The sequence below is a fragment of the Sporosarcina sp. P33 genome (assembly GCF_002077155.1).
Classification (GTDB): domain Bacteria; phylum Bacillota; class Bacilli; order Bacillales_A; family Planococcaceae; genus Sporosarcina.
Window position 1 is genome coordinate 2,803,939 of sequence record NZ_CP015027.1, and the last position, 12,308, is coordinate 2,816,246.

Sequence of the window (12,308 nt, forward strand, 5' to 3'; positions counted from 1 at the left end):
ACAGAAATGATATTGTGTTAGTACAGTTAATATTTCTTAAAAGTAAGTAATATTGAAAAAGTCTTTAGTTACAATGGTTGACCGAGTGATCAGTTTTAAGTATACTAAGAAATATACACTGTTGTATTAATTCTAAAAGAGAAAATTATAATACAGATAAGAAGGAGAGATCAAGATATGGTAGCGAAAAAAGGAAATCAGTACGATCCGGTGAAAGCGCTTCAACTGGTTGAAAGCCAGTTTGACATGGTACAGATTCTAAATGAGGAAGGAAAGATTGTGAATAAAGAGTTAGATCCGAAACTTCCTGATGAAGAATTAGTGGAATTAATGAACCGCATGGTCTATACGCGTATTTTAGACCAGCGCTCCATTTCATTGAACAGACAGGGGCGTCTTGGTTTTTATGCACCGACGGCAGGGCAGGAAGCTTCCCAGCTTGCATCCCAATACGTACTGGAAAAAGATGATTTCATTCTTCCGGGATACCGTGATGTTCCGCAATTATTATTCCATGGCTGGCCGCTGCACATGGCTTTCCTATGGTCACGCGGCCATTATGCAGGAAGTGTGCTGCCTGATGGGCTTAACATATTCCCGCCGCAAATTATTATCGGCGCACAGTATATTCAGGCGGCCGGTGTTGGTCTTGGCTTTAAGAAGAAAGGCCAGAAATCAGTGGTCATTACGTATACAGGTGACGGCGGAACATCTCAAGGGGACTTCTATGAAGGATTGAACTTCGCAGGAGCATATCAGGTGCCGGCAATTTTCATCATTCAGAATAACCAGTATGCAATTTCCACGCACCGTGATGTGCAGACGGCTGCGAAAACATTGGCACAAAAAGGTGTAGCTGCAGGCGTTCCGAGTGTGCTTGTTGACGGGATGGACCCGCTGGCGGTGTACGTGGCGACACGCGACGCAAGAGAGCGTGCGATCAACGGAGACGGCCCTACGCTGATTGAAACAATGTGTTACCGCTATGGTCCGCACACGATGGCCGGTGACGACCCGACGCGCTACCGTACTTCTGATACAGATGATGAATGGGAAAAGCGTGATCCGATTGTCCGCTTCAGAACATACTTGGAAGCGAAAGGCATCTGGTCTAAAGAGCAGGAAGAAAAAGTGATTGAACGCGCGAAAGAAGAAATAAAAGAAGCGATCAAAAAAGCAGACGCTGTACCAAAACAAAAAGCGTCGGATTTCATGAAAATTATGTATAAAGGCGATATGCCGTTTAACTTACAAGAACAATTAGATGTTTATGTTGGAAAGGAGTCGAACTGATTCATGGCACAGTTGACAATGATTCAAGCAATTACAGATGCGCTCCGCACTGAACTGAAAGCAGACGAAAATGTATTGCTGTTTGGTGAAGACGTAGGGGCAAACGGAGGTGTCTTCCGCGCAACGGAAGGCCTCCATCAAGAATTCGGGGAAGACCGCGTATTTGATACGCCGCTCGCAGAATCCGGTATTGGCGGATTGGCGATCGGACTGGCGCTTACAGGGTTCCGTCCAATTATGGAAATCCAATTCTTCGGCTTCTTGTTTGAAGTAATGGATTCTGTCAGTGGACAGATGGCAAGAATGAGTTTCAGAACTGGCGGACACTTCAATGCGCCGATTACCATCCGTGCGCCATTCGGCGGCGGTGTAGCGACACCGGAAATGCATGCGGACAGCCTCGAAGGGCTTGTGGCTGCACAGCCTGGCTTAACGGTCGTAATCCCGTCGACTCCTTACGACGCAAAAGGCCTTTTAATTTCTGCAATCAAGAGTGACGACCCAGTCATTTTCTTAGAACATATGAAGTTATATCGCTCATTCAGACAGGAAGTGCCGGAGGAAGAGTACACGATTCCTTTAGGGAAAGCTGATGTGAAGCGTGAAGGTACGGACCTGACAATCATTGCCTATGGTGCGATGGTTCAGGAAAGCTTAAAGGCTGCTGAAGCGCTTGAGAAAGAGAACTACTCAGTTGAAGTAGTTGATCTTCGTACGATTCAGCCGCTCGATGTTGAAACAATTATTCAATCCGTAGAAAAGACAAACCGAGCAATTGTTGTTCAAGAAGCACAGCGTCAGGCAGGCATTGCTGCGAATGTTGTCGCTGAAATTACCGAACGTGCTATTTTAAGCCTGGAAGCACCTGTGCTGCGTGTAACTGCGCCAGACACGGTCTATCCGTTTGCAGCTGGTGAGAATACATGGCTGCCTAATGCAAAAGATATTGCGGCGAAAGCAAAAGAAGTACTGACATTCTAATTACTGACAGAACAAACGAGGAAGGGTGAATTACGTGACTTATGAATTTCGATTGCCAGACATTGGTGAAGGTATACACGAAGGGGAAATCGTCAAATGGTTCGTGAAGCCGGGCGATGAAATCCAGGAAGATGATACATTGCTGGAAGTGCAAAATGATAAATCTGTAGTAGAAATCCCGTCACCTGTATCGGGAACGGTAGAAGAAATATATGTGACAGAAGGTACAGTGGCGGTTGTGGGAGATAAGCTGATCCGCTTCGACGCACCGGATCACGGGATTCCGGATCATGACGATCATGAAGAAGAGAGTGCAGATTCTTCATCCGAAGAAGCAAGTGCAGAAAAATCTCATGAGCAAGTAGGGGAAGCACTGGGCAGCCAAGGTTCAGCGAAACCTGAACAGGCTCCAGCAGAGCAGCCGGCAGCAGAACAGAAAACGGAGCAGGCGCCTAAAGCCTCGCGTGATGACGCAGATGAAACTCGCCGTGTCATTGCGATGCCTTCTGTCCGCAAGTATGCACGTGAACAAGACGTTGCGATTGCGCAAGTGTCAGGCAGCGGCAAAAACGGCCGTGTGTTAAAAGAAGATGTGGATTTATTCAAATCAGGAGGACAGCAGCAGACTGCAGCAGAAACAGCTGATGCGCAGCAAAATGCTGAAACTGTAATGGATACGCAGGCAGTATCTGAAAAGCAGACACCTGTGCTTGAAGGAGAATTCCCTGAAACACGCGAGAAGATGACTCCGATGCGAAAAGCAATTTCAAAAGCTATGTCGAATTCCAAACATACAGCGGCTCACGTTACATTGCTGGATGAAGTAGATGTAACAGCGCTCGTCGCGCACCGTAAAGAATTTAAAGCGATCGCTGCAGAAAGAGATATTAAACTGACGTATCTTCCGTATGTAGTGAAAGCGCTAGTTGCGACATTGCGTGAATTCCCGCAATTGAACACATCGCTGGATGATGCAACAGAAGAGTTAATCCAAAAACATTATTATAATATCGGAATTGCCGCAGATACAGACCGCGGACTTATGGTTCCAGTTGTTAAAAATGCAGACCGTAAATCAGTATTCGCTATTTCCAGCGAAGTAAATGAACTGGCCGGAAAAGCTCGCGATGGAAAACTTCAGGCATCTGAAATGAGAGGCGCGTCGTGCACAATCACAAATATCGGCTCAGCAGGCGGACAGTGGTTCACGCCAATTATTAACCATCCTGAAGTAGCTATTTTAGGAGTCGGAAGAATTTCTGAAAAACCTGTGGTGAAAAATGGTGAAATTGTAGCGGCACCTATGTTAGCATTATCCTTAGTGTTCGATCACCGAGTAATTGATGGCGTAACGGGGCAATTAGCGTTAAACTATCTTAAGGAATTACTAGGGAACCCATCACTTTTATTAATGGAGGCGTAAAGCAAATGGTAGTAGGAGATTTTCCAATTGAAGTAGACACGCTCGTAGTAGGTTCAGGCCCAGGGGGATATGTTGCAGCAATTCGTGCAGCACAACTTGGTCAGAAAGTAACAATCGTAGAAAAAGGAAAAATCGGCGGCGTTTGTTTAAACGTTGGATGTATTCCGTCCAAAGCGTTGATTTCTGTCGGGCACCGTTTTGTGTCCGCTCAGAATTCCGATACTATGGGAATCACTGCGAAGTCTGTCGAACTTGATTTTTCAAAAGCTATGAAGTTTAAGGAAGGCGTCGTCTCAAAACTGACAGGCGGCGTGTCAGGTCTGTTAAAAGGCAATAAAGTAGAGACAGTTGAAGGAGAAGCATACTTTGTGGATGCTAATACTGTACGTGTAATGACAGAATCATCTGCTCAAACGTACAAGTTCAACAATGTCATTATTGCAACTGGCTCACGTCCTGTTGAAATTCCATCCTTCAAATTTTCTGACCGCGTAATCAATTCTACGGGTGCTCTTAATTTGAAAGAGCTGCCGAAAAAGCTTGTCGTTGTCGGCGGCGGCTATATCGGTACAGAGCTTGGTTCAGCTTATGCAAACCTTGGTTCTGAAGTAACGATTCTTGAAGGTGCGGACGATATTCTGGCAGGATTCGAAAAGCAAATGACGCAAATCGTCAAAAAAGGCCTGAAGAAAAAAGGTGTGGAAGTTGTTGTAAAAGCATCTGCTAAAGGCGTGGAAGAAACAAAAGACGGCGTCGTAGTAACATACGAAGCAAAAGGTGAAGAAGTGAAGATTGAAGCGGACTACGTTCTTGTAACAGTTGGCCGCCGACCAAACACGGATGAAATCGGCTTGGAAGGTCTTGGCTTGAATATGACTGACCGCGGTTTGATCGAAGTGGACAAGCAGTGCCGTACGAACGTGCCGAATGTTTATGCAATCGGTGATATCGTTGCGGGACCTCAGCTTGCACATAAAGCTTCTTATGAGGCGAAAATTGCTGCGGAAGCTATCTCAGGCGAAAAATCTGAAGTAGATTACATGGCAATCCCTGCTGTCTGCTTCACAGATCCTGAACTTGCGACTGTAGGCTTGAACGAAAAACAGGCAAAAGATGAAGGATATGAAGTAGTTACCGGTAAATTCCCGTTCGCTGCAAACGGCCGCGCACTTTCACTGGATGCGACAGAAGGCTTTGTAAAGCTTGTGGCGCGTAAAGAAGACGGTTTATTGCTGGGCGCTCAAATCGTTGGGGAAAACGCTTCTGATATGATCGCAGAACTCGGATTGGCGATTGAAGCGGGAATGACATTGGAAGACGTTTCCATGACAATTCATGCTCACCCGACATTGGGAGAAATTTCAATGGAAGCGGCAGAAGTTGCTCTTGGCAAACCGATTCACATGATGACGAAATAAAACAACATGAATTTCACAACCCATGGGAATGTATTCTCATGGGTTATTTTCACATTTTGAAAAAAGGGGAGTGGGGATGTTATGTGGAAGACTAGAGTGACAGAATTGTTTGGAATCGAATATCCGATTGTGCAAGGCGGTTTGGCGCACTTGGCATATGCTGATTTGGCGGCTGCGGTTTCAGAGGCAGGCGGATTAGGCCAGATCACTGCGATGAGCCTGCCGTCTCCTGATGCCTTGAGAGAGGAAATCCGCTCTGTGCGGCAAAAGACAGATAAGCCGTTTGGCGTAAACTTTGCGATAGGCAGTCATGGCAGATCTTACGAGGATATGGTGAATGTCGCGCTTGAGGAGAATATCGAAATCGTTTCGGTAACCGGAGGGAATCCCGCGCCGCTGTTTGATATGCTAAAAGGAACTGCGGTGAAAAAGATGGTATTAGTCGCTGCGAGAAGACAAGCGCAAAAAGCAGAAGAAATTGGTGCGGACGCTGTCATCGCTGTGGGGCAGGAAGGCGGCGGTCATTTGGGCCGCGATGATATCGGGACGATGGTTTTAATTCCGAGAATTGCAGATTCCGTCAGTATACCAGTGATCGGTTCCGGCGGCATAGGCGATGGCCGCGGCTGGATGGCTGCGCATGCGCTGGGGGCGGAAGGGATTGAAATGGGTACGCGCTTTATCGCAACAAAAGAGTGTGTAGACGCATCTCCAGCCTATATTGAATCACTTCTTGCAAGCAGTGAGCAGGATACGACGATTATCAAACGGACAATCGGTGCACCGGCTCGCGCATTATCAAATGACTGGACAAAACGGATTCTGGAAAAAGAAGCGGAAGGCGCAGGCTATGAAGGACTGAAAACTTATATTAGCGGGGAAGCTAACCGTAAATTCATCCATGAAGGTGATGCAGATCAAGGATTCGGCTGGGGCGGACAAGTCGCAGGAATGATTGAAGATGTGCCGGCAGTCGCTGAATTATTTGCGCGCATGAAAAAGGAAGCGCTGTCAATACGTGAAAAATGGACAATAAATTAAGGAGTGGCGACGATGGCAGGATATCAATATCCGCTGCGTGCGGATTGGTCAACAGAAGAAATTGTGAAAGTGATTGACTTTTTCAATAAGGTAGAGCAAGCGTTTGAATCATCGGTTGAGCGGGATGAATTTATGAAATATTACCGCGCATTCAAAAGCGTGGTTCCTTCCATGGCCGAAGAAAAAACGTTATGTAAAGAATTTGAGGAAAGCAGCGGCTACGTTTCCTTCCGTGCCGTAAAAGCAGCTAAGGAAGGCCGAAGCGGGGAATTGCTGAAACTGAAAAAATAAAACAATGTATCATATACAGTCCTGCCGAATAAAAAAACTGCTTGAATCCATGTTGTATTATCACGGTTTCAAGCAGTTTTTTATATATTTTGCTTACTGAAATTCTGATATTTGCAGATTTATATCTGCCGTATTGTGTGCCCGCATACAGTTTTTTTATGAATGAATAACTGTATCGTAAACAGGCAGTAATTGCGTAAGTGTATCTTCTGCATAGGCGTAAAACTGCTGTTCGTTCATTTTTGCGGCATCTTCTCTTGGAAGGTGCCGGCCCACTAAAAACTCCGCTTTTTTAACTGTCTGCAGACGGTCCAGCAACTTTTCGAGACCTCCGCTGCCCGCTTCACAGATTAACTCTGCTTCAGGCTTCATGTGATCTCCGGATACGATGAAATCATCCGGCAATGATGTAAGAACTTGCATGTTTTTCTCTAATCGTTCCGCAATGCCTTTTTTATCAGGATTTTCATAAATAATTGCAAGCACGATGAATAAATGGGTGCCCCATAAGCCAATCTGAAAGTGAGGCAGCGCTTTATAACCCCGTTTAGCAGGAGCGAATGCCACCCAGCTGTCTGTAGGTGGATTTACCGTTCGTCTTGCGTGTTTTGCGACATGTGGAAAAAACTCACCTTTGCCGTGGGCAGAAAGGCGGTGTGCGAAATGGTTTCCGAGTTCAGCAAATTTAGGCTGAATGTTTTGTTGTAAAGCTGTCATGCGCTTGTCCAGGCCTTCAATGGCGAAAACGTCAAATTCTTTTGCTGACCAATAAGACTGAGTCAAGAAAATCTCCTCCAGTTTGTAATCACTACGTTTATCTTATCAGTAAACGGGGAATAATTTAAAATAACAAGGCTCCCAACCACTTGAAGTCGCAATCTTCACATACCTTATTATAAGGCGGTCGGAGTCAATCACTAATTAAAAGGGGTGCTACTAATGAAACAGGTTGTTCATTTCGTCCGAAAAGAAGATGTTGAGAGAGAATATATCAGAACACTGCATTTGGAACTGGATTATGAATTAGCTACTCTTTATGATGCACTGCAAGAACAGGACACGGCACAAGTTGAAAAAAGTAAGACGAGGCTTGCTGAAATTCACAACGAATTGGAGACGCTAAATGTATTCACGGTGTAAGTGCAACTTAGTAAAAAGACATCCCCATTTCCTTCAGAATTGAAGAAAATGTGACGGGATGTCTTTTTACTTAAACTCCTGTAACCGTATTCCCTTTTGTTCCGTTTGCTGTATGTTATACTAGCACTAGTCGGAATGGGAAGAGGTGGCATAATGAATCTTAATGCGATCGATCGATATGCAAAATCGTTAATCAAAGAGGCTGGCCACAAGATACGCGTGTCATTTTTCAGTACAATTGACATCGATTCTAAGGCAGATGCCAATGATTTGGTTACCAACATCGATAGAGAAGTGGAGAGCTTTTTTATTGAGCGGGTAAGACAAGACTTTCCGGAACATAAAATGGTTTCGGAAGAAGGGTTTGGAGACAGGATTTCTTCGCTTGAGGGAGTCGTTTGGTTCCTGGATCCTATTGACGGTACGATGAACTTTATCCATCAAAAACGAAACTTTGCAATATCTTTGGGGATTTATGTAGACGGCGTGGGGATGCTGGGCTACATATATGATGTAATGCGTGATGAACTGTATCATGCAGCAAAAGGCGAAGGCGCTTATTTCAATGACGAGCGGCTGCCGCAACTTGAAATCACACCGCTTGAGGAAGCAATCATCGGCATCAACGCCAGCTGGGTTGCACCGAATCACCGGGTGGAAAATGAAAAAATTATCGAGCTTGTCACACGCTGCCGCGGCACCCGTTCATACGGTTCAGCGGCGATTGAGCTGGCATATGTATCGTCAGGAAGAATTGATGCGTATATTTCGATGCGGCTAGCTCCTTGGGATATAGCAGGGGGAATCGTCATCGCACAAGAAGTAGGTGCGGTAGCAACAAATTTAGAAGGTGTAAAACCGCATCTTCTTGGAACTGACACATTTATTGTCACACGTCCGGGACTGCATGAGGAAATACTGACAAAATATATCCGACTAAAATAAAAAAAGGGGCTGTTTGTTAAACCTGAGAGGTTTAATTTGCAGTCCCTTTGAGTTATTTATAGCGTGCCTTCCCTGCGCATACGTGCTTTTGTTTTAAATCCGTTGCCCATGATCAGAATCAGGGCAGCAATGGCAAGGACGACAACCAGCAGACTGCGCATGCCGATTCCAACACCAATTGCAGACATGGAAAGTACGGCGCCGAGTGAATAAATTACGAAAATCCACTTAATGTCTTTCAAAAAAATCCCTCCATATAAAATTAAATATTATTTAAATGAACGATCTTGTGCTATAATAACACAGTTGAACATCTGAAATAAAGATAAACGGAGTGAAAAAATGACAAACGAACGTACAGATCTTAGAAATATTGCAATTATTGCTCACGTAGACCACGGTAAAACGACATTGGTCGACCAATTACTAAAACAATCCGGGATTTTCCGGTCAAACGAGCACGTGGATGACCGTGCAATGGACTCAAATGAATTAGAACGTGAACGAGGAATTACGATCTTAGCTAAAAATACAGCTATTGAATATAATGATACAAAAATTAACATCCTGGATACACCCGGACACGCTGATTTCGGCGGCGAAGTAGAAAGAATTCTGCGCATGGTAGACGGCGTCATCTTAGTTGTCGATTCATTCGAAGGATGTATGCCGCAAACACGCTTTGTTCTAAAGAAAGCGTTAGAAACAAACCTGAAGCCGATTGTAGTTGTAAATAAAATCGACCGTGAATTTGCAAGACCTGAAGAAGTGGTGGACGAGGTACTGGAATTATTCATCGAGCTGGATGCAAACGATGAGCAATTGGAGTTCCCAGTTGTGTATGCCTCTGGATTTAACGGGACTGCAAGTCTTTCTCCAGATCCTGAGACTCAGGAAGATACGCTGCGTGTACTTTATGAGTCAATTCTTGAAAATATCCCTTCACCAGTTGATAACCGTGATGAGCCGCTTCAATTCCAGGTATCTTTGCTGGACTATAATGACTACGTCGGCCGTATCGGAATCGGACGTATTTTCCGCGGAACAATGAAGGTTGGAGAGCAGGTCGCGGTACTTAAACGGGATGGTTCCGTAAAGAATTTACGTGTAACCAAACTGTATGGCTTTATGGGTCTGAAACGCGTAGAAGTAGAAGAAGCATACGCGGGTGACCTTGTAGCGGTTTCCGGAATGGGTGATATTGACGTTGGTGAAACTGTCTGCCCGACTAATCATCAGGAAGCACTTCCTGAACTTCACATTGATGAGCCTACGCTGCAAATGCGTTTCTTAGTCAACAACAGCCCGTTTGCAGGACGCGAAGGGAAATGGGTAACTGCGCGTAAGATTCAAGAGCGTCTGGATCAGCAGCTTGAGACAGATGTTTCATTACGTGTAGATCAGACAGATTCTCCGGACGAGTGGATTGTATCCGGACGCGGTGAACTGCACTTGTCTATTTTGATCGAAAACATGCGCCGTGAAGGTTTTGAATTGCAAGTTTCTAAACCGCAGGTAATTATTCGTGAAATCGACGGGCAGCGAAGCGAACCTTTCGAGCGTGTACAAATTGATGTGCCAGAAGAACATACTGGATCTATCATTGAATCTATCGGTGAGCGTAAAGGTGAAATGCTGGATATGATCAATAACGGCAATGGACAAGTGCGTCTAATATTCTTAGTGCCTGCCCGCGGATTGATTGGTTATACAACAGAATTCCTAACATTAACGCGCGGATACGGAATTCTAAACCACACGTTTGACAGCTACAAGCCGGTTACATCCGGTAAAATCGGCGGCAGACGTCACGGGGTTCTTGTTTCAATGGAGAACGGTACAGTCACCGGCTATGGTGTTATGCAGCTGGAGGACCGCGGAACAATGTTTGTTGAAACAGGTGCGGAAATCTATGCAGGCATGGTAGTTGGGGAAAGCAACCGGGACAGTGATTTGACCATTAACCTGACGAAAATTAAGCATGCAACCAACGTTCGTTCCGCAACAAAAGATCAAACAGTTACAACGAAAAAACCGCGTATTTTGTCGCTTGAGGAAGCATTGCAGTATATTGGTGATGACGAATACTGTGAAGTTACGCCGCAAACTATCCGACTGCGCAAAAAAATTCTTGACAAGAGTGAACGTGAACGTGTAAATAAAAAGAAGAAACTTGGCGAATAATATAGATAGAAGGGAATGTATGAAATGAGAGTAAAAGATTCAGAAATGGTCTACAATCGGATGTCGGGAATCGCGCGCATGATCTATGAACTTGCGCCTGATTTCACGATGGCCGGCTATATTCTGTTGGCGCTCGTTTTCATCATGTCTGCTATTGTGTATAAGCTTGGATTTGCAAGAAAGATCAGTTTTTGGCGGAATGTCGTCATCTATGCATTTTTATTTATCGGATGCTTAATTTTGACATTCCTGGCCTTCTTCCTTCCGATAGTAGAAGGACTTTTTGTGGCCGCTGCTATTCTTATTATCTATCGTGTCCGTCGGATGAACGAACACAAAAAAGACTCCGTTGTGCAATAACAACGAAGTCTTTTTTTGATTAAAAATCTTTTTCTGTCAGATGCGAGCTGCGGTAAAAGACAAAATTACCGGTCGCAATCCGTTTCTCTGTCAAATCACTGATCCGCTCTTTGCAGGTTGGGCACATATACGTATGAATGGGCTTATTCCGCAACTTCTTGGCGAGTGGATTATCATCTGGCAATTGATTGATTTGGTCGCAAAGGACACATTTTACGCGCATTCCAGCCACTCCTTCAGTCCACTTGGATTGCATGAACATCACGGATCGGTGAATCTTTATTCGACCCGTCTTTGAACAGTACATGGACAGGTCCATCTTCACGAAGAGGTTTGCCTTCATGACTGAATTTGAAAATAATGTTGGCCGCTTCCTCAAGTGGGTACGTGTATTTGTCGTCTTTTGTAATTAATGTGAACGTCTTGGCGTTTGCTGACGGTACAGCATTATGAATAAAAGGTTTCAAAACGATGCCGAAGCTGCTTGAAAGCATTTTGTTCTTCTCGTAGCGCTTTTCACTTTTCAAAGTAGGCGGATAGATGGCACCTTCCATAATTTCGCGTGACCAGTGCTTTCCCATCTTTTCTTTATATTCTTCCATTTCATCTCTCTCGACAAATCCCTCTGTAAAAAATTCGTCAAGATCGATTCGGCGATCATCAAATATCCAAACGGTAGGATCCAGCGTGATCGCATGTTTAACATTTCCGGTAATCGGTATAATCAGTTCCAAGATACTTCCCCCTCATTCAATTGTCACTAGAGTAAGTATACCGTTTCATAGATGAAGTGAAAAGGATTTCATTTCAGATCATTTTTTTCATTGGGTAACGCTTGCAATTTTCATAAGCAAAAGATACAATTTAGACATTAACACCTTGCGGGAATAATGAGTAATGGGGGCGTCTCCATGGATATAGAAGTTCAAGATACGTACAAAGAACAAGCCATGAAACAACTGCAGATCGACGCAGAGAAAATTGCGAAGCTGATCAAAGTTCAAATGGATAATTTAACTATGCCGCAATGTCCGCTATATGAGGAAGTACTCGATACGCAAATGTACGGGCTGTCCCGTGAAATTGATTTTGCCGTGAAGCTCGGTCTCGTTGAGCATGAAAAGGGCCGTGAAATACTCTCTATGCTGGAAAAAGAGTTAAACATCTTGCATGAACTGTATACAAATAAATAAATGGAAGACTCAAACTACTCCAACAGTTTGAGTTTTTTA

Annotated in this window: 15 protein-coding genes; 11 read left to right on the top strand and 4 right to left on the bottom strand. The window is 44.5% G+C overall.

The genetic code is table 11. The features are described from left to right. Positions 1–177: 177 nt before the first annotated feature. The 6 genes from pdhA (at position 178) to SporoP33_RS13670 (ending at position 6,447) form a co-directional block, all read left to right on the top strand. A complete protein-coding gene (gene pdhA, locus SporoP33_RS13645; protein ID WP_081244229.1) occupies positions 178–1,293 on the top strand; it encodes a pyruvate dehydrogenase (acetyl-transferring) E1 component subunit alpha in 1,116 nt (371 codons plus the stop codon). A 3-nt stretch (positions 1,294–1,296) separates the two neighbouring features. Then, positions 1,297–2,274 (top strand): alpha-ketoacid dehydrogenase subunit beta, encoded by a 978-nt coding sequence (locus tag SporoP33_RS13650; RefSeq protein ID WP_081244230.1) that lies wholly within the window; start codon positions 1,297–1,299, stop codon positions 2,272–2,274. A 34-nt stretch (positions 2,275–2,308) separates the two neighbouring features. After that, positions 2,309–3,697 (top strand): dihydrolipoamide acetyltransferase family protein, encoded by a 1,389-nt coding sequence (locus tag SporoP33_RS13655; RefSeq protein WP_081244231.1) that lies wholly within the window; start codon positions 2,309–2,311, stop codon positions 3,695–3,697. Between the two features lie 5 nt (positions 3,698–3,702). Continuing rightward, a complete protein-coding gene (lpdA, locus tag SporoP33_RS13660; RefSeq protein ID WP_081244232.1) occupies positions 3,703–5,115 on the top strand; it encodes a dihydrolipoyl dehydrogenase in 1,413 nt (470 codons plus the stop codon). 81 nt (positions 5,116–5,196) lie between these two features. Further along, entirely contained in the window at positions 5,197–6,156 is a 960-nt protein-coding gene (locus SporoP33_RS13665; protein WP_081244233.1) for an NAD(P)H-dependent flavin oxidoreductase, read from the top strand. 12 nt (positions 6,157–6,168) lie between these two features. Continuing rightward, positions 6,169–6,447: a UPF0223 family protein gene (locus SporoP33_RS13670; RefSeq protein WP_081244234.1), complete on the top strand. Its 279-nt coding sequence runs from the start codon at positions 6,169–6,171 to the stop codon at positions 6,445–6,447. Between the two features lie 156 nt (positions 6,448–6,603). On the opposite strand, the gene SporoP33_RS13675 is transcribed toward SporoP33_RS13670, so the two are convergent. After that, a complete protein-coding gene (locus tag SporoP33_RS13675; RefSeq protein ID WP_081244235.1) occupies positions 6,604–7,230 on the bottom strand; it encodes a YktB family protein in 627 nt (208 codons plus the stop codon). A gap of 156 nt (positions 7,231–7,386) precedes the next feature. On the opposite strand from SporoP33_RS13675, the gene SporoP33_RS13680 reads away from it, so the two are divergent. Together SporoP33_RS13680 and SporoP33_RS13685 are read left to right on the top strand one after the other, a co-directional pair. After that, positions 7,387–7,587, top strand: a complete 201-nt coding sequence (locus SporoP33_RS13680; protein WP_081244236.1) for a hypothetical protein — start codon at positions 7,387–7,389, stop codon at positions 7,585–7,587. Between the two features lie 153 nt (positions 7,588–7,740). Then, entirely contained in the window at positions 7,741–8,532 is a 792-nt protein-coding gene (locus tag SporoP33_RS13685) for an inositol monophosphatase family protein (RefSeq protein WP_081244237.1), read from the top strand. Between the two features lie 56 nt (positions 8,533–8,588). Here the strand turns inward: SporoP33_RS13685 and SporoP33_RS13690 are convergent, their stop codons facing one another. Then, on the bottom strand, positions 8,589–8,774 hold the full coding sequence (locus SporoP33_RS13690; RefSeq protein ID WP_081244238.1) for a YlaF family protein: 186 nt from the start codon (positions 8,772–8,774) through the stop codon (positions 8,589–8,591). A 100-nt stretch (positions 8,775–8,874) separates the two neighbouring features. Here SporoP33_RS13690 and typA point away from each other — a divergent pair, with 100 nt between their 5' ends. Continuing rightward, positions 8,875–10,716, top strand: a complete 1,842-nt coding sequence (gene typA / locus SporoP33_RS13695) for a translational GTPase TypA (RefSeq protein WP_081244239.1) — start codon at positions 8,875–8,877, stop codon at positions 10,714–10,716. Positions 10,717–10,740: 24 nt separating this feature from the next. Then, positions 10,741–11,076 carry a YlaH-like family protein gene (locus tag SporoP33_RS13700; RefSeq protein WP_369821935.1) on the top strand — a complete coding sequence of 112 codons (336 nt, stop codon included), beginning with the start codon at positions 10,741–10,743 and terminating at the stop codon, positions 11,074–11,076. A 19-nt stretch (positions 11,077–11,095) separates the two neighbouring features. Here SporoP33_RS13700 and SporoP33_RS13705 read toward each other — a convergent pair whose 3' ends face one another. Together SporoP33_RS13705 and SporoP33_RS13710 are read right to left on the bottom strand one after the other, a co-directional pair. Then, on the bottom strand, positions 11,096–11,299 hold the full coding sequence (locus SporoP33_RS13705) for a YlaI family protein (RefSeq protein WP_081244241.1): 204 nt from the start codon (positions 11,297–11,299) through the stop codon (positions 11,096–11,098). Positions 11,300–11,312: 13 nt separating this feature from the next. Further along, positions 11,313–11,810, bottom strand: a complete 498-nt coding sequence (locus tag SporoP33_RS13710; protein WP_081244242.1) for a hypothetical protein — start codon at positions 11,808–11,810, stop codon at positions 11,313–11,315. A 177-nt stretch (positions 11,811–11,987) separates the two neighbouring features. Here SporoP33_RS13710 and SporoP33_RS13715 point away from each other — a divergent pair, with 177 nt between their 5' ends. Next, complete coding sequence (locus SporoP33_RS13715; protein ID WP_081244243.1) at positions 11,988–12,269, top strand: Fpa/YlaN family protein; 282 nt, start codon at positions 11,988–11,990, stop codon at positions 12,267–12,269. Positions 12,270–12,308: the final 39 nt, after the last annotated feature.